The sequence below is a fragment of the Pantoea sp. B270 genome (genome assembly GCF_018726825.1).
GTDB lineage: Bacteria > Pseudomonadota > Gammaproteobacteria > Enterobacterales > Enterobacteriaceae > Pantoea > Pantoea dispersa.
Genome location: NZ_JAHCSX010000002.1, coordinates 243,231 through 258,960, shown reverse-complemented (window position 1 = coordinate 258,960; position 15,730 = coordinate 243,231). Strand labels below are relative to the sequence as shown.

The window sequence follows — 15,730 nt, the reverse complement described above, 5'->3', positions numbered from 1 at the left end:
AATGCGCTGCGCTTTACCGCTGTTTTTTACGAGCCAGACTCGAAAGATGAGATAAATTCCCCGTCACGGATTTTTTAATCCGCGAGCCTTGATAGACTGCAGACGATAAAATAGACTACAGACTATCAAGGATGGTATCGTGTGGCAGGTTGAAGCAACAGATCGGTTTTGGAAATGGTTGCAGGCTCAGGATGAAGCGTTGCGTCTCGACGTGCTTGCCGCCCTGAAGCTTCTGGCGCAGGACGGTCCGCATCTTGGCCGCCCTTTCGTTGATACCCTGATGTTATCCCGGGTGCCCAATATGAAAGAGCTTCGCGTGCAAAGTAAAGGTCGTCCCATCCGTAGCTTTTTTGTTTTCGATCCGCGCCGCCATGCGATTGTGCTGTGTGCCGGCAACAAACAGGGTAAAAATCAAAAGCGTTTCTATCAGCGGATGCTTCGCATTGCCGAAACCGAATACCATCATCATCTGAAAGCAATCGGGGAAACACATAATGAAAACCTTGGATGAGATGCTGGCGGCGCTGACGCCCGAACAGCAACATCAGGTCGATGAACGCGTCAGCCAGATGCGTCTGGAATACCAGCTTTATCAATTACGTGAGCAGATGCAGCGGACTCAGCGTCAGCAAGCGCAGGCCATGCACATTGCCCAGTCATCTGTGGCGGCGATGGAAGCGCGTGGCGCAGAGTTAAAAATTTCCACGCTGAAGCGCTACATTGAGGCGCTGGGTGGAGAGCTGACGCTGGGTGTAAAGATGCCGGGTGGTCAGCATGTCGACTTAATTATCTGACCGTTCAGGCAGAGCGCATAACGCCCTGCCCCGGACTCCGATCAACGGTGCCGACATCTGGCCCGCACCACAGTCAATCAGGAGTTGTTTGGCGTGGCAGCGCTTTCGCTGAACTGCGGTTTTTGCCGCGTAACGGAATAGACCACGTTTTTCGGGCCATTGGTGTCTGTGGTGACATCGACCGCAGGAATGGTCACTTTGCCAAAACCAAACAGTGTTTGTACGTAGCCGCCAATCTGGTGTTTACCGGCCGGAACGCGGAGCTCTTTACTCTCGCCCTTTTGCAGCAGTCCGGCTTCCTGGCCATCCACCGTCACGTACACGGATGAGCCATCGTCGGTGCGCGTCACCAGATGGGAGACATTGATGACGGTCGGTCCGCTGGCAAACGGCGAAGCGCTATCGTTGTTTTCGACCGGAGCGGAAGCGGTAGCCGGGGCTTCTGCGGCGGCAGCATCAGCGCTGCTGTCGCTGGCAGCATGACGCGCGCAGCCGGTGAGCAGGAGTGTGGCCGTTAACGTGGCCAGTGTGAAACGCGAAAACATCGTGACGAAAAACCTTCTGCTAAATGAGAAGTATTTATTTTAGCGTTACCCGCGCAGTGATAACAGTCACTGAAATCCAGTATTTTCCGAAAACCGGGGATGCGGGTCTTCGTTTGTCCCCCGGCCGCACGCAATGTCAATGCGCGCCGTTCTCCCGGCCCGGGAAAACGGCGCAAGCGGATGGATTATAGTGAATAGCGCGCCAGCGGCGCCACGGTGGTGATCAGCCCGTTGGCTTTCATATATTCACCAAATGCCTGATAACGCGCCTGATTGAATTCCGCACTGTGCGTTGCAAAATAAGGCAGCGTCGCCTGCCAGGCCTGATGATTGAGCGGCGTATCCAGTTCAGGGTAACGCTTAATGAACGCCTGCCATGCCTGTTGCGGATGAGCGCGCAGCCAGGCGATGCCCGCATCCAGCCCACGCAGAAATGCCGGGATGCGAGGATCGTTTGCCGCTGTGTTGCTGTTGGCCAGAATGATCAACTCATCGTAGGCCGGCACGCCGTAATCTTCCGGTTTAAACGACACCGGCTTTGCGCCTTTGTCCTGCAAATCCAGCAGCTCGTAGTTACGGAAGATGGTCAGCGCGCCGTCAATTTTATGCGTCAGCAGCGCGGAGACGGCGTCCATATTCAGATTTACCAGCTTCACGCTGTTAACGTCGACGCCCTGCGATTTCAGCATGTTGCGGATAGCCACATCTTCCGCGCCGGGAATCGCATAGCCAATCGATTTACCGGCGAAGTCTTTAATACTGTGGATATCGCCCGATACGGCTGTCAGGGTGTTCAGCGGCTGGTTAATCAGCGTGCCAACCCGGATCACCGGCACTTGCTTGTCCACCAGCGTATAGAGTTGAGGCTGATAGCTAATCGCCAGATCCGCTTTGCCTGCCGCCAGCAACAGCGGTACCGACGCGGAATCCGCCGGTGCGATCATCTCGACATCCAGCCCCTGCTGTTTAAACGCCCCGCTGTACTGAGCGGCAAAGATCGCCGCGTGGTTAGGGTTAATGAACCAGTCGAGCAGCAGTCGCACCTTTTCGGCTGCCTGTGCGTTGATGGCGGCCAGCAGCAGTAACGAAGCGATGGCACGAAGAAGTCTTTTCACTCAAGTTCCTTAGTATGATTGCCAGAGAAATTTTTTACGCACCAGCGCCACGGCCGCTGAGAGCAGCAGCGCCAGGCTCATTAACAGCAGCAGTGCGGCAAAACTGGTGGCCGTTTCCAGCCGCGCGTTGGATTGCATCATCAGGTAGCCCAACCCTTCGCTGGCACCAACCCACTCGCCGATCACCACCCCAATGGGTGCCAGCACCACCGCCATCTGCAGGCCGGCGAAAAACTGCGGCAGCGCAGCAGGCCAGCGCACGCGCCAGAAAATTCGCCAGCGCGAGGGATACAGAGTTTGCGCCAGCTCCAGCCAGCCGGCAGGCGTACGACATAAACCGTCGAACAGCGACAGGCACAGCGGGAAAAACAAAATCAGCGCCGCCACCACCACTTTTGACGCGATGCCAAAACCCAGCCACAGCACCAGCAGCGGGGCCAGCGCAAATACCGGGATGGTCTGGCTGGCCGTCACCAACGGAAACAGCACCCGACGCAGTAGCGGGCTGGAGGCCATCAGCACCGCCAGCACCACGCCACCCCCGACGCCCAGCAGCAGCGCCAGCACAATTTCCGCCAGCGTGAACATTGCGTGATGCGCGAGCAGCTGCCGCTTTTGCCACAGAGCCTCCAGCACCGCCTGCGGTGCCGGCAGCAGAAATGCCGGTACGCCGTTGTGGCGCGCCAGCAGCCACACGCCCAGCACCACCGCGATCAGGTAGATACCACTACTCAGCTTTTTCATAGGAATTCAGTCGGGAAAAGAGTTCGGCCTGCGCCTGCAGCAGTCCGGCATCATTGAGCGCGCGCGGCACCGTACCTGCCGGCACAGCCCAGTGCGTCACCTGCAGCGGCTGGCCGTGCAACAGCAGAATGTCATCGGCCATACGACAGGCTTCCAGCGGATCGTGGGTCACCAGCAGCACCGTTTTGCCGCGCAGCAGCGTCGCGGTCAGCGTTTGCAGTTGGTGTTTAGTCATAACATCCAGCGTGGCGAACGGCTCATCCATCAGCACCAGCTCGCGCTGCGCATACAGCGTGCGCGCCAGCGCGACCCGCTGCCGCATACCACCTGAGAGCTGTGAGGGCGCGGCTTGTGCCTCGTCTTCCAGTCCCACCTGCGCCAGCAAATGGTGCGCCCGCACGCGGTCCGGCTTCGCACCGCTCAGACGCGCCGTCAGCATCACGTTTTCCAGCACCGTCAGCCACGGATAGAGCAGATCCTGCTGCCCCATCCATGCCACGTGCTGCGCAATACCGCTCAGGCTGCCCTGCTGCGGCTGCACCAGGCCGGCCACCAGACGCAGCAGCGTACTTTTACCAATGCCGCTACAGCCCAGCAGCACCGTGGTTTTGCCGCCGCGCAGTTGCAGATTGAGCCGATCGCACAGCTGTTTTTCGCCCCAGGCAAAGCTCACCTGGTCAAAGCGGATGTCCTGCGTCATGGCCGCCGCGCCGCCAGAATTGCCAGGTGGCTAAAGCCGCGCTGCGCCAGTGCGCTGGCCGCCTGCGCTGCCCGGATGCCGCTGGCGCAGACCAGTACGATGCGGCGATCCGCCGGTGGCTGCCAGGCGTCCAGTTCGTGCGGCAATACGCGCTCAACCCGATCGGCCACGCTGGCGGGCGCCTCTTCGCAGCTGCGCAGCTCCACAATACAGTCTCCGGGTTGTAACAGGTGAGCATCAATAAACGGCACGCCGGGCTGGGCCGGTTCCTGTGCCGCATCAAAGCGGAACGAACGAAAGTGCCAGCTGACGAAGTCACAGTTGACCATGCAGCCGAGCGGTGAGGGTTGCAGCCCGAGCAGTACGCTGAGCGCCATCTGCGCCTGCATCGCCCCCAGCGCCGCCACGGCCGGGCCCATCACGCCAGCGGTGTTGCAGTTAGCTGCGGAGGCAGGCAGCTGCGGAAACAGCGCACGATAACTCGGTGCGCCGCCGCAAAAACCGCCAGCATAGCCCTGACGACCCAGCACCGAGGCGCTGATCAGCGGTATGCCTGCCTGAAAGCAGGCATCAGACAGTTGGTAAGTCACCGCGAAGTTATCGGCGGCATCAATTACCAGATCGCACCCCGTCAGCGCCTGCACGATATTGCTGGCGCTCAGCGCCTCGGGCACCGCTTCGATTTGCACCTCAGGATTACGCTGCTGCAAAGCCTGCTGCGCCGCCACAGCTTTGCTGCGCCCCACATCCTGCAGGGTGAACAGCGTCTGGCGATGCAGGTTATGCAGCGCGACCTGATCGTCATCGTACAGACACAGCTGACCGACGCCCGCGCCCGTCAGTTGAGGCAGCAGCGTGGCGGCCAGCCCACCGGCACCGGCTACCAGTACGCGGGCGCGAGCCAGTTTCTGCTGCCCGACGACGCCAATTTCCGGCAGCATCATCTGGCGTTGGTAGCGTTCCATTGCGCGCTCCTTAGTTCAGGTTAGCGAGGCCGAAGATCGGCGTTGAGGCCACGGCCATATCACGCTTCTCCATCAGCCCGGCCTTTCGCGCGCCCTGCCCGGCAGCGATCGCCTGGCTGAACGCGCGCGCCATCGCCACCGGATCGCCCGCTTTCGCCACGGCGGTATTGAGCAGGATGGCATCGAAGCCCATCTCCATCGCCTGCGCTGCCTGTGACGGCGCGCCGATGCCGGCATCAATGATCAGTGGAATATCGCTGAACCAGGCTCGCATCGCCCGCAGCCCGTCAATATTTCGCAATCCCTGGCCGGAGCCGATGGGCGCGCCCCACGGCATCAGCAGTTCACAGCCGGCGGCCAGCAGTTTTTCACCGACAATCAGATCTTCCGTGGTGTAGGGAAACACCTGGAAGCCGTCGGCGCACAAAATGCGTGCCGCTTCGACCAGCGCGAACGGATCGGGCTGCAGCGTATCGGCATGACCAATCACTTCCAGCTTGATCCATGGCGTGTTAAACAACTCGCGCGCCATGTGCGCGGTGGTGACGGCCTCTTTGACCGTGTGGCAGCCAGCAGTATTGGGCAGCACGCGCACATTCAGGCCCGTCAGCAGCTCGCGAAAAGCCGCGCCCGCCGTGCCTTCGCGGCGCAGGCTGACAGTGATAATTTCACTGCCGGATGTGGCGATCGCCTGCTGCAAAATCGCCGGTGAAGGGTAGCCTGCGGTGCCGAGCAGCAAGCGTGACTGCGGCGTAAAATCGTAAAACATCGCTCAGCCTCCCTGCATCGGTGACAGGACTTCCAGCTGCCAGCCTTCCTGTAACTGCAGGCTGGCATACTGACCTTTCGGCACAAAATTGCCATTGCAGGCGGTGGCAACACAGGCCGCGTCGATTTGCTGTTCGATCAGCAATTCGCTGAGGCTGGTGGCCTCAGTGCTGATGATGCGGCCGTTAAGCTGAATATTCATGGCTAACCTCCCCGGACAGGCGCTGCATCAGCTGTTCTGCCATCATTGGTGCCAGCAGAAAACCATGACGATACATGCCGTTAAGATAAAAAATACCGTTGTGATAGTGGATTTCCGGCAGATTAGCCGGCCATGCCGGACGCAGACCGCTTCCGCTTTCGATGACGCGCGCTTCCGCCAGCGCCGGGTGCAGGGTGTAGGCCGCGCTGAGCAGTTCCATCATGGCGCGCGCGCTGATAGCGCTGGCATCGTCGCTTTCGATCATGGTGGCGCCGAGCATGAAGTGGCCGTCGCGACGCGGCACCAGATAACAGGGAAAACGCGGATGGAGCAGACGAATCGGCCGGGAAAATGTCACCTCATGACTCTGCAGGATCAGCATTTCCCCGCGCACCGCGCGCAGGCCGGAGAGTTGCGCTCTGGCATGGATACCGCGACAGTCGATGATCTGGCCCGATGGCTGGCGCGCATCAAAGCGGACGCCGCGCTGCAGCAGTTTGTCACGCAGCTCAGCCAGCGCGCGGCGCGGATCAAGATGTGCTTCGCGCGGGAAAAACAGTCCGCGCGCAAACCGGTTTTCCAGCGCCGGTTCGAGCGACGCCGGATCAACCCATTGATGCGCCGTCGTCATGCGCGCGAAGCGGTTTAACTCCGGGTTATCACGCGGCGGTGCCAGCACTAACGTGCCCTGATGCACCACGCTGCTGACGCGCGTTTGCCACCATGCCGCAGCATGCTGGCCGAGGGTAATTACGTCGGCTGGCGCGCTTTCTGCTTCACACCACGGCGCCAGCATGCCACCGGCAAACCACGAGGCAGGCTGACGTGCTTCATCGTCAATGACCTCGACGGTTTCGCCGCGCTCAGCCAGCAGCGTGGCGACACAAAGCCCGGACACGCCGCTACCGAGCACGCTCCAGCGGCTCATGAACAACGTTCCGGTAAATAATCTGGGGAATTCACATCGGCCTCTCAGTGATAACTGAGACCCGCAGATACAGGTGAAGGGAATCGACGCCAGCGATCGGGCTCGCCTTTGCGTCAGACGGCTTTGCACATCAAACCGTCAGTCTTCCTACGCCAGTATCAACTGGGTCAGGTTCAAAGGGTCGCTAAGCCGCGCAGTGCGCTATTAGCCTCTCAGTCTCTCAGGCGAGACTCCCCCGACGCGTCTATTTGTATTGCAGGCGCTGGCTGGCGTCAAGCAGCACGTTAACCGCACTGCCCGCGTTGTGGATCAAAATTGCAACATATGGTATACCAGACGGATAGCGGGCAGATGATAAAAAAGACTTTTTTATTATTCACTTATAAATTTTTCAGCTAATCATGGAAGCATTATGAATAAGTTTCGTGTGGCTTTTATCAAAGCAGGATGGCATCAGGCGATCGTGAACAACGCGCTGGTGGGATTTGAGCAGGAACTGACCGAACAAGGCGTCGAAAATACATTAAAAAGCTACGATGTACCCGGCGCGTTTGAAATGCCGCTGCTGGCCAAACGCCTGGCCGAAACCGGCAAATTTGATGCGATTGTCTGCGCCGCGCTGGTGGTCGACGGTGGCATCTATCGCCATGACTTTGTCGCGCAGGCCGTCGTCGATGGCCTGATGAATGTGCAGCTCACCACCAATGTTCCGGTGTTTTCGGTATCACTCACTCCGCACAATTTTCAGCCGGTCGATGCGATTGAAGCGTTTTATACCGAACATTTTATTAAAAAAGGCAAAGAAGCCGCCCGCGCCGCTCTGATGATTCATCAGCTACAGATCGACTGAACCTCAAACGGATTGTTAGCTTTTCCCACTTTTAACAATCCGTTTCCTGCAGTGTGCTCCCTCTTACCTCTCACCTCTCGCCTCTTGATTACTTAAAGCAGCACCATTGATGCCATTGCAAGTTATTCGGGATATCATTAAAATAAGATAACCTAAATAACCTTGCGGGAGTTAACTGATGGTTAGCGATAAAGATCACACCGGAGTTTCTGCACTGACAGGTACCCCGCAGGAGATTCAGGGTCGGCTGTCAAAATCACATGCCAGTCACGTTGTTGCCATTACTTTCGACCATCCAGGCGATGCGCTGACGCTGCGCAACCTGTCAGAAAATCTTTCCGCAATCGCTTCATCCATGTTTGCAATTTTTCAGCAGCGGCAGCGGCAGGAATCGCTGGAGCAACTTGCCAGTGCGATGTTACCGCGCGTGCCAGCTTCGCCTCATTTACTCAAAGAAGCGGCGATGTTACTAGAGGCGCGCAATGCCGTGCTGGAGAGCGGAAACTGGCTCAGCGCCGCAGAAGTGGCGCAACTGGCAGGGTTGAGTTCCACAAATCCGAGCGCTCAGCCGAATAAATGGAAAAAAAGCGGCCAGATATTTGCCATCAATCACAATGGGATAGATTATTTCCCCGATTATGGCCTGGATCGCGACACGCACTTTCGCCCGGTTAAACCACTGGCTCAAATACTCAGGATTTTTGCCGGACGCAAAGACAGTTGGGCTATTGCGTTGTGGTTTCTGTCTAATAACAGTTTCCTTGCGGGCAAACGACCACAGGATCTACTGCTAACCGAAGCGCAACGCGTCATCGACGCCGCTCTGGATGAAATGGAAGGAATAACGCATGGATAAGCGCAGCACTGCGGCGCAACCTGATGATTTATCAACTCTGCCTGTTATTACTGCCGAAGAAGGTGCGCCATTGCCAGGCGCTTTACTTCAGCTGTCATTTATTACGCTTTCAGCAGGAAGCATTCTGCACCGGGTCCATCTGTCGCATTATGCCGCCAACCAGTTTAATCCTGGAGTGAAAGGGAATGCCCGCTTCAGTCCGATAAAAACCAGACATGGGCAGCCAATACCGACTCTATACGGCGGTTCAACCAGAGATTGCGCATTAATGGAAACGGTATTTCATGACGTGCCTTTCGCACCCGGTCTTAAGACGCTGGATAAGAATAAATTACATTATCAACTTTACTCCTGTCTTAAAGTTAATGAAGATATGCTGCTGATCGACCTGAGCAGCATCGCATTGCGCAAGTTAGGTATCACGCGTAAGCAGCTTATCGATACAGAAAAACATCACTATCCCCTCACCCGACGCTGGGCAGCCGCTCTGCATCATCAGAGTGAATCAGCGCAGGGCCTTTCATGGATATCCCGTCAGGATGATTCAGCGCGGGCAGTGATGTTATTTGGCGATCGAATTTCACCTGGCATGCTGACGCCACTTAATAAATCATTAAGCCTGATTGATGATTCCGATACTTATGGCGAGGTTTTACATCTCGCATCGCGATTAGGTGTGTTTATCATTGCAGCCAAATAAAACACGATGCTATCCCGCAATGGATAAAAGAGAAAAGTGGGCGAATTAGGATTTAAAAAATGAAATGGTTTAAAATTTCGCCAGCATTCCTGCTGGCGAAATCCTGAGTACCGGTAAAATTAACGGCTGACTTCGTGACCAATCAGGCCGCCGATAGCCGCGCCGCCGAGGGTACCGAAGGTGCTGCCACCGGTCAGAACAGCGCCGCCCACCGCACCCACACCGGCGCCAATGGCGGTGTTGCGGCCACGATGAGACATGCCACAAGCCGTTACAGAAAAGGCTAGAACCAATACCACTGCGATATTAAAGCTGCGTTTTAAAACCATCAAAATCCTCATTACCATTAATTCTAATGGAATGTAATAGTGTTAACTTTGTTTGTTGTTTAGCCGCCAAATACCTGGCGTAGCGTGCTTATCCTGGAGGCAAATTTAAGGGGCTTTGCATTTTTGTGGAAGGTAAAAATTCCTATTTTATGCCGGACCTGTCAGGTGCTGGTTATTATTCGTACCTTAAGCCAAATAAAAAGGCATGGCGTGAAGGTTCACGCCATGCCTCGCTGACTTACCGCGCAATGAATTAACGCTGCGGATGATTAACTTCTACTGGTCGTAAATCAAACACCAGCACTTCAGCGTTGTTACCGTTAGCGAACTGCAGCGCCGTCTCATTGCGTACGCGCGCGCCATCGCCGGCTTTAAAGCTCACGCCATTCACTTCAATGCTGCCGCGCGCCACATGAATGTAAGCATAGCGATCGTTAGCCAGTTCCAGCGTCTGCTGCTCGGCACCGTCAAACAGTCCCGCGTAAATACGCATATCCTGACGTACGCGCAGCGAGCCGTTGTCGCCTTGTGGCGAAACAATCAGGCGCAGCTGACCGCGTTTGTCGGCCTCTGCCACTGACACCTGCTGGTAACCTGGCTCGGTACCGCGTTCTGCCGGCACAATCCAGATCTGCAGGAAGTGCACATTATCATGTTTCGAGTGGTTAAACTCGCTGTGCGTCACGCCGCTGCCAGCGCTCATCAGCTGCACGTCACCGGGCACGATAACCGAACCGGTACCCATGGAATCTTTATGCTCCAGCGCGCCTTCCAGCACGTAAGAGATAATCTCCATGTTGTTGTGCGGATGCGCACCGAAACCGCGACCCGGTGCTACCTGATCATCGTTAATCACCAGCAGATCGGAGAAACCGGTCTGTTGTGGGTCCCAGTAGCTGGCAAACGAAAAGGTATGGCGTGAATGCAGCCAGCCGTGATCGCCTAAGCCACGTTGTTCGGACAGTCGTTGTTCAATCATGGTCTGCTCCTTAAATTTTTAGCTGGAGGGCGAAGGCCCTTCCCGTTGCTGACCAGTATACGTAAACTGATTTGCCCAACAATGCGCCTTTATGACAATGACTGTCACAGATAAGTGGACAATATGCAGATTGAAGATCTCCGGATTTACGTCGCCGTAATCAAAGCGGGCAATTTTACCGCTGCGGCTGAACAGCTGATGCTCTCTAAGCAATACGTCAGCCGGCGCATCGCCGCGCTGGAAGAGTCGCTCGGGGCGCGTTTGCTGAATCGCAATACGCGCAAACTGTCTGTCACCGACAACGGCCAGCTGTTTGCCCAGCATGCGCAGCGCATTCTGGATGATGTGCAGGAAGCCGAACTTGCGGTGTCCGGTCGTCGTCAGGTGCTGCGCGGCAGTTTCCGTCTCAGCGTGCCGATGTCGTTCGGCATCAGCCATCTTTCCCCTTTTATCGCCGAATTCCTGAGCCAGCATCCCGGTATCCAGTTCCAGGTGGAACTGGCCGATCGGCATGTGGATATGGTGGGTGAAGGTTTTGATATGGCGATTCGCATCGGCACGCTGCCGGACTCCAGCCTGATCGCCAAACGGCTGGGGGAATTCCGCCGCGTGATCTGCGCCAGCCCGGCCTACCTGCAGGGCGCCGGCGCACCGCGTGAGCCGGAGGATCTGCTGCACCATCTCTGTCTGCGCTATGGACGTGAAAGCCAGACCGGCTGGGAGCTGTTTCAGGGCGACACGCGTAAAGTGCTGGCGGTCCAGGGACCGATGGTCAGCAATAACGGAGAAATGTTGCGTGATGCGGCCGTCGCCGGGCTGGGGATGATCCTGCTGCCGGAGTTTATCGTGGCTCCGGCGCTGGCGCGAGGTGAGCTGGTGACGGTACTGGATGACTGGCATCCGGCCTCGCTGCACCTGAATGCGCTGTATCCGCAGCATCGCCAGCGCAGCGAGATCAATCGGGTATTTATGACGTTCCTGCAGGCCAAGCTGGCAGGCAAATGAATTAGCCCACTTCGCTGCCTATCGCAGCACGCAGCGCCGGTGCGGCTTCGCCGCTCATCGGGCTCACCAGCGCATAGTTATAGTGGCGATCGCTCCAGTATTGCGCCACCAGGTTGTCCGCCTGGCGCGATCCCTTTTCCAGCCGCACGGTCTGCGGGCGGATGTACCAGCCAACGCGCGTGCCGCTGGCGGTCTGATACAGCACCAGCGCCGAGGCGCCATGCTCATTCGCCATCAGGCGCGCGCCGATGAGCTGATAGCCAAAGCGCTCCAGATTGGGCGGCAGCGTACCGTTGATAAAATAGCGGCCCAGCCAGCTGGCCAGCTGTGTTGTCTGGTGGGTGCTAATGTCCATCGTCGCCTGCTGCGCGCCATCGCCGAATAACCGGTAAGCCTGTACCGCATCCTCCATCGGTAACGGATGATTCTGTAAGCGTTCAGTCATCTGCCAGCCGGACAGGCTGCCGATCCCCAACGCCAGCACCAGCGAGCAGGCCAGCGCCAGCCGCTGATAACGCTGCCGCGCACGCCGCTGGCGCAGCTGTGCCGGCTGCAGTGGCGTAAAGGTGGTTCGCGCCATATTGCGCTGCAGGCTTTGTTGCAAGCGCAGCTTGTCCTGACGCCAGCCCTCAACCTGGGCGGCGATGTCAGGATGCTGCACCAACCAGTCGCTGACGGCCTGATGGCTGGCACTATCCAGTTCACCATCCAGCCAGGCGTGCAGCTGGTTCTCATCGGGCGGGATATTCATTTTAATCTCCTCAACGTCACCGGGGCCGGCAGGCCTTCGGTCATGTGCTGCAACTGTTTTCTCGCCCGCGACAACCGTGACATCACGGTGCCCAGCGGAATGTCCAGCGTGTCAGCTGCTTCCTGATAACGCATGCCTTCCACGTTAACCAGGAGCAGCAATGCGCGACTGTCAGCCGGCAGACGGGCGAACAGCGCCAGCATCTCATCGGCGATGGCGTGATGCTCAGCCGACTCGGCAAAGGGCTCGGCGCGGCTGAACAGCGTCATAATCGCCTGCCAACGCTTGCGGCGGCGTTCGCCATCAATAAACTGATGCCAGAGAATGGAAAACAGCCAGGCACGCAGACTGCGCGTGTCATCGCGCGCCGCGTCCAGTGCTTTGACCAGCGTGTTTTGTACCAAATCCTCAGCGGCCATGCGCTCACGCGTCAGCCCCAGCGCAAAACGCTGCAAATGCGGCAGTAATGTGCGGATTTCGTCATCGCTCAATGCAGACATTATTTTTGCTCTCGCACCCGGCGCAGGCCGGTCATGCTACTCAGCACGCCATCACGTAAAATCAGACCATGCAGCAGCGCGGCAGCCAGATGGGCCAGGATCAGCGCGAACAGACTAAACGCCAGCAGCGAGTGTAACGGGCGCAGCACGGCATAACTTTCCACGCTAACCGGCAGCAGCGGCGGCAGCACCAGACCTTCGCCAATCGTCACCGGAAACCCGCCTGCCGACAGCATCGCCCAGCCTACCAGCGGTTGCGCCAGCATCAGTAAATAGAGCGCCAGATGGGTCAAATGAGCCACCGTTTGCTGCCAGCCCGGCACCGACGCGGGCATGGCGGGCACACCATAGTAACGCCGCAGCCCGATACGCACGACCACCAGCAACGCGATCGCCACGCCGAGTGGTTTGTGTATCGCCAGCAGCAGTGAATGGGCAGCCGAGATATCCGCCACCATCGCCACACCGATAAATAGCATGGTCAGCACGGCCAGCGCCATCAACCAGTGTACGATGCGCAGCAGCGGATCAAACAGGGTTGTCGGGTGACTCATGATTTTTTCTCCTGCTGGCGCGCCTGTTCAGCCGTGCGCAGATTGAAAGATTTCGCGTAAGCGGCGGAGCGCGCGTTGAGCAGCGGATCGTCAGAACCGCTGATGCCCTGCGGCAGAATCAGCGGATCGTAATTGATGTCATTGCAGCTGCCGCCCTGTTGCGGGCTGCTGTCGCGCAGCGTCAGCGTACCGGCGACAACCTGCTGCCGATCGGCTGGCCACACCTTGCTGGCATCGTTCACCGCATCGCCGGGCTGGGCCACGCTGATCACCAGATCCCACTTCAGCGGTGCGGTCGCCAGGCGGTCGTGCAGGTCGCTCTGCAGATAATCCGGCTGCTGCTGCTGAGCGGCACTGATCGGCTGCCATGGCGTACGCGGCACCAGACTCCAGCGCACAAAGCGCGTTTCCCCCTGCGCATTGGTAAAGCGGAAGGCATTCAGGCTGTTGTACTGCTCCTGTGCCCAGCTGGCGGCCAGTACGTGGGTTTTTACCCAGGCAAAGAAAGGTTTAACTTCGGGATGGGCAACGGTAAACGCCATCAGCTTTTGCGCATCAGGTTTGCCGGTCTGCGGCAGCGGTCGACTGGCCTGCTGCTGATCGTAAAAAGCCTGCGGCGTACTGACCGGGAAAAACGGCAGTGCGTTCATGCCGGTACGCCACTGCTCGCCGTGCGCCAGCTGAAATTCCAGCGCCAGGCTGCGCACCGGCATGCCATAGTCCGGCGCGTGCGGATTACCGCCGGCAATGGCAAAGCGGCCAATCACCGGCACCGTACCCGGCTGGAAAACGCTGGCCCGTGACAGAAACGCCGCGTTGCCGCTGGAGGTAAAATCACCGGTAACGCACACGCCCTTGGCATGATTGCGCCGGTATCCCGGATGCACACCGCTGTTTTGCTGCAGCGACTGCACCAGACTTTGCGCACTGAGGCGCTGCGGCGTCAGCCAACCGCCTGCAGCAAGAAACAGCACCAGCAGTAATCCGGGAATAATGACCACCAGCAGTAACAACGGCAGATGTCTGACCGTAGGTTTAAAGTTCATCTTAGCCAACTCAGTAAGGGAAAGTGGGCATAAGACGAACCAGCGCGGCGTTTATTCCCGCGCGGTAAAAATTATTTTATGGCGAGCGCCGGCGTCCGGCGCGCATCGCGCACCGCAATGGCATGAATCATCAGCCCCAGCACGGACAGAATGGCCCCAACCCAGCCGGTGGACTGCCAGCCCAGCCCGGCGGAAATGGTGATGCCGCCGAGCCACGCCCCCAGCGCGTTGGCAATGTTAAACGCTGAGTGATTAAGCGCGGCCGCCAGGGTTTGTGCATCACCGGCCACGTCCATCAGGCGGATCTGTAGCACGCTTCCCAGCGCCACCATGGTACCGACCAGCATCACGTTAAGCGCGCCCGCCAGCGCATAATGCGCGGCAAAGACAAACGCGCTCAATACCAGCAGCGACCACACCAGTATAATGCGGATGGTTTTCTCCAGCCCGCGATCGGCCAGACGTCCCCCGACAAGGTTGCCGATAATCATGCCAAGACCAAACAGCGCCAGTATCGCCGGTACCAGATTCTCCGGCAGGTGGGCCAGTTCCATCATTGTGGGTTTAACGTAACTGAATACCGAGAACATGCCGCCGCTGCCAATCGCGCCAATAGCCAGCGTCAGCAGAACCTGCTTGCGCGTCAGCGCCGAGAGCTCGCGCAGTGGGCTGGCCTGCTTGTCACCGGCCACATTGGGAACCCAAAGCCACACCAGTAGCAGCGTCAGCAGCGCCAGTCCGCCGACGATGGCAAACGCATCACGCCAGCCAAACCACTGGCCGATGGCGGTAACGGCAGGTACGCCAATCAGGTTGGCGATGGTTAATCCCAGCAGCACCATCGACACCGCCTGCGCGCGCCGTGCGCGCTCCACCAGTCCTGCCGCCACCAGCGCCGCAACGCCAAAGAAAGTACCATGCGGAAAGCCCGCCAGAAAGCGGGCCACCAGCATCGCAGGGTAGCCCGGCACGACAGCGCTTAGCAGATTACCCAGCGCAAACAGGCCCATCAGCGTCATCAGGAAATTACGCCGTGAAGCCCGCGCGCCGAGAATAGCCAGCAGCGGCGCGCCAATCACTACGCCGAGGGCATAAATGCTGATGAGATGGCCGGCCTCAGGAATGGTGACGTTCAGGCCTTTCGCCGCATCGGGCAGCAGGCCCATGATGACAAATTCACCGGTGCCGATGGCAAATCCACCGGTGCCCAGCGCGAACAGCGCTTTTGGCACGCTGTGACGCGGCAGCGAGGCCTCGTCCGGAAGCTGAGAAAGTTGAGGTTGTACTGATGACATGTTTTTTTCCGTACCGCAGGTGAAAAAAACAGCAAAGAGGCTGGCGACAGTGTCTGTTCACCAGCCTCTTTGCTGCGGGTTTTAGCGCGTCAAGCTTAGCGCAT

General features: G+C 58.2%; 21 protein-coding genes and 1 riboswitch. Of the genes, 6 read left to right on the top strand and 15 right to left on the bottom strand.

Going from position 1 to position 15,730, the window contains the following annotated elements; genetic code table 11:
* Positions 1 to 139: 139 nt before the first annotated feature.
* A complete protein-coding gene (locus KOL70_RS17600) occupies positions 140 to 511 on the top strand; it encodes a type II toxin-antitoxin system RelE/ParE family toxin (protein ID WP_215481201.1) in 372 nt (123 codons plus the stop codon).
* Entirely contained in the window at positions 495 to 794 is a 300-nt protein-coding gene (locus tag KOL70_RS17595) for a helix-turn-helix domain-containing protein (RefSeq protein WP_021508926.1), read from the top strand. Before KOL70_RS17600 ends, KOL70_RS17595 begins: the two co-directional genes overlap by 17 nt.
* Positions 795 to 871: 77 nt before the next feature.
* On the opposite strand, the gene KOL70_RS17590 is transcribed toward KOL70_RS17595, so the two are convergent.
* The 8 genes from KOL70_RS17590 to KOL70_RS17555 all read right to left on the bottom strand — a co-directional run bounded on the left by KOL70_RS17590 (position 872) and on the right by KOL70_RS17555 (position 6,761).
* Positions 872 to 1,339, bottom strand: coding sequence for a hypothetical protein (locus tag KOL70_RS17590; RefSeq protein ID WP_058759022.1), 468 nt, complete (start codon positions 1,337 to 1,339; stop codon positions 872 to 874).
* Between the two features lie 185 nt (positions 1,340 to 1,524).
* Positions 1,525 to 2,454 (bottom strand): ABC transporter substrate-binding protein, encoded by a 930-nt coding sequence (locus KOL70_RS17585; protein ID WP_215481199.1) that lies wholly within the window; start codon positions 2,452 to 2,454, stop codon positions 1,525 to 1,527.
* Between the two features lie 9 nt (positions 2,455 to 2,463).
* Positions 2,464 to 3,198, bottom strand: coding sequence for an ABC transporter permease (locus tag KOL70_RS17580; RefSeq protein ID WP_058776076.1), 735 nt, complete (start codon positions 3,196 to 3,198; stop codon positions 2,464 to 2,466).
* Complete coding sequence (locus tag KOL70_RS17575) at positions 3,182 to 3,898, bottom strand: ABC transporter ATP-binding protein (protein WP_058776077.1); 717 nt, start codon at positions 3,896 to 3,898, stop codon at positions 3,182 to 3,184. The genes KOL70_RS17580 and KOL70_RS17575 overlap by 17 nt, the downstream gene beginning before the upstream one ends.
* Positions 3,895 to 4,863, bottom strand: coding sequence for a HesA/MoeB/ThiF family protein (locus tag KOL70_RS17570; RefSeq protein WP_215481197.1), 969 nt, complete (start codon positions 4,861 to 4,863; stop codon positions 3,895 to 3,897). The genes KOL70_RS17575 and KOL70_RS17570 overlap by 4 nt, the downstream gene beginning before the upstream one ends.
* A gap of 10 nt (positions 4,864 to 4,873) precedes the next feature.
* A complete protein-coding gene (locus KOL70_RS17565; RefSeq protein ID WP_215481195.1) occupies positions 4,874 to 5,632 on the bottom strand; it encodes a thiazole synthase in 759 nt (252 codons plus the stop codon).
* 3 nt (positions 5,633 to 5,635) lie between these two features.
* Positions 5,636 to 5,833, bottom strand: coding sequence for a sulfur carrier protein ThiS (gene thiS / locus KOL70_RS17560; RefSeq protein ID WP_215481194.1), 198 nt, complete (start codon positions 5,831 to 5,833; stop codon positions 5,636 to 5,638).
* On the bottom strand, positions 5,817 to 6,761 hold the full coding sequence (locus KOL70_RS17555) for an FAD-dependent oxidoreductase (RefSeq protein ID WP_021508919.1): 945 nt from the start codon (positions 6,759 to 6,761) through the stop codon (positions 5,817 to 5,819). Before KOL70_RS17555 ends, thiS begins: the two co-directional genes overlap by 17 nt.
* A 127-nt stretch (positions 6,762 to 6,888) precedes the next feature.
* Positions 6,889 to 7,008: riboswitch (TPP riboswitch) on the bottom strand.
* Between the two features lie 165 nt (positions 7,009 to 7,173).
* Between KOL70_RS17555 and KOL70_RS17550 the strand changes: the two genes are divergently transcribed.
* From KOL70_RS17550 to KOL70_RS17540, 3 genes are all read left to right on the top strand, one after another.
* Positions 7,174 to 7,611: a 6,7-dimethyl-8-ribityllumazine synthase gene (locus KOL70_RS17550; RefSeq protein WP_021508918.1), complete on the top strand. Its 438-nt coding sequence runs from the start codon at positions 7,174 to 7,176 to the stop codon at positions 7,609 to 7,611.
* 178 nt (positions 7,612 to 7,789) lie between these two features.
* Positions 7,790 to 8,467: a hypothetical protein gene (locus tag KOL70_RS17545; RefSeq protein ID WP_215481193.1), complete on the top strand. Its 678-nt coding sequence runs from the start codon at positions 7,790 to 7,792 to the stop codon at positions 8,465 to 8,467.
* Positions 8,460 to 9,167: an RES family NAD+ phosphorylase gene (locus KOL70_RS17540; RefSeq protein ID WP_215481192.1), complete on the top strand. Its 708-nt coding sequence runs from the start codon at positions 8,460 to 8,462 to the stop codon at positions 9,165 to 9,167. Before KOL70_RS17545 ends, KOL70_RS17540 begins: the two co-directional genes overlap by 8 nt.
* 119 nt (positions 9,168 to 9,286) lie before the next feature.
* Here KOL70_RS17540 and KOL70_RS17535 read toward each other — a convergent pair whose 3' ends face one another.
* Entirely contained in the window at positions 9,287 to 9,496 is a 210-nt protein-coding gene (locus KOL70_RS17535; protein WP_031279978.1) for a glycine zipper 2TM domain-containing protein, read from the bottom strand.
* A 253-nt stretch (positions 9,497 to 9,749) separates the two neighbouring features.
* On the bottom strand, positions 9,750 to 10,475 hold the full coding sequence (locus KOL70_RS17530) for a pirin family protein (RefSeq protein ID WP_215481191.1): 726 nt from the start codon (positions 10,473 to 10,475) through the stop codon (positions 9,750 to 9,752).
* A gap of 123 nt (positions 10,476 to 10,598) precedes the next feature.
* Between KOL70_RS17530 and KOL70_RS17525 the strand changes: the two genes are divergently transcribed.
* On the top strand, positions 10,599 to 11,480 hold the full coding sequence (locus KOL70_RS17525) for a LysR family transcriptional regulator (RefSeq protein ID WP_215481190.1): 882 nt from the start codon (positions 10,599 to 10,601) through the stop codon (positions 11,478 to 11,480).
* A gap of 1 nt (position 11,481) precedes the next feature.
* Here the strand turns inward: KOL70_RS17525 and KOL70_RS17520 are convergent, their stop codons facing one another.
* The 5 genes from KOL70_RS17520 to KOL70_RS17500 all read right to left on the bottom strand — a co-directional run bounded on the left by KOL70_RS17520 (position 11,482) and on the right by KOL70_RS17500 (position 15,626).
* Positions 11,482 to 12,231: an anti-sigma factor gene (locus tag KOL70_RS17520; protein WP_021508915.1), complete on the bottom strand. Its 750-nt coding sequence runs from the start codon at positions 12,229 to 12,231 to the stop codon at positions 11,482 to 11,484.
* Positions 12,228 to 12,731 carry a sigma-70 family RNA polymerase sigma factor gene (locus KOL70_RS17515; RefSeq protein ID WP_215481189.1) on the bottom strand — a complete coding sequence of 168 codons (504 nt, stop codon included), beginning with the start codon at positions 12,729 to 12,731 and terminating at the stop codon, positions 12,228 to 12,230. The genes KOL70_RS17520 and KOL70_RS17515 overlap by 4 nt, the downstream gene beginning before the upstream one ends.
* Complete coding sequence (locus tag KOL70_RS17510) at positions 12,731 to 13,285, bottom strand: cytochrome b (protein ID WP_215481187.1); 555 nt, start codon at positions 13,283 to 13,285, stop codon at positions 12,731 to 12,733. Before KOL70_RS17510 ends, KOL70_RS17515 begins: the two co-directional genes overlap by 1 nt.
* Positions 13,282 to 14,331 carry a catalase family peroxidase gene (locus tag KOL70_RS17505; protein ID WP_215481185.1) on the bottom strand — a complete coding sequence of 350 codons (1,050 nt, stop codon included), beginning with the start codon at positions 14,329 to 14,331 and terminating at the stop codon, positions 13,282 to 13,284. The genes KOL70_RS17510 and KOL70_RS17505 overlap by 4 nt, the downstream gene beginning before the upstream one ends.
* A 71-nt stretch (positions 14,332 to 14,402) precedes the next feature.
* Positions 14,403 to 15,626: an MFS transporter gene (locus KOL70_RS17500; RefSeq protein ID WP_215481183.1), complete on the bottom strand. Its 1,224-nt coding sequence runs from the start codon at positions 15,624 to 15,626 to the stop codon at positions 14,403 to 14,405.
* Positions 15,627 to 15,730 lie beyond the last annotated feature (104 nt).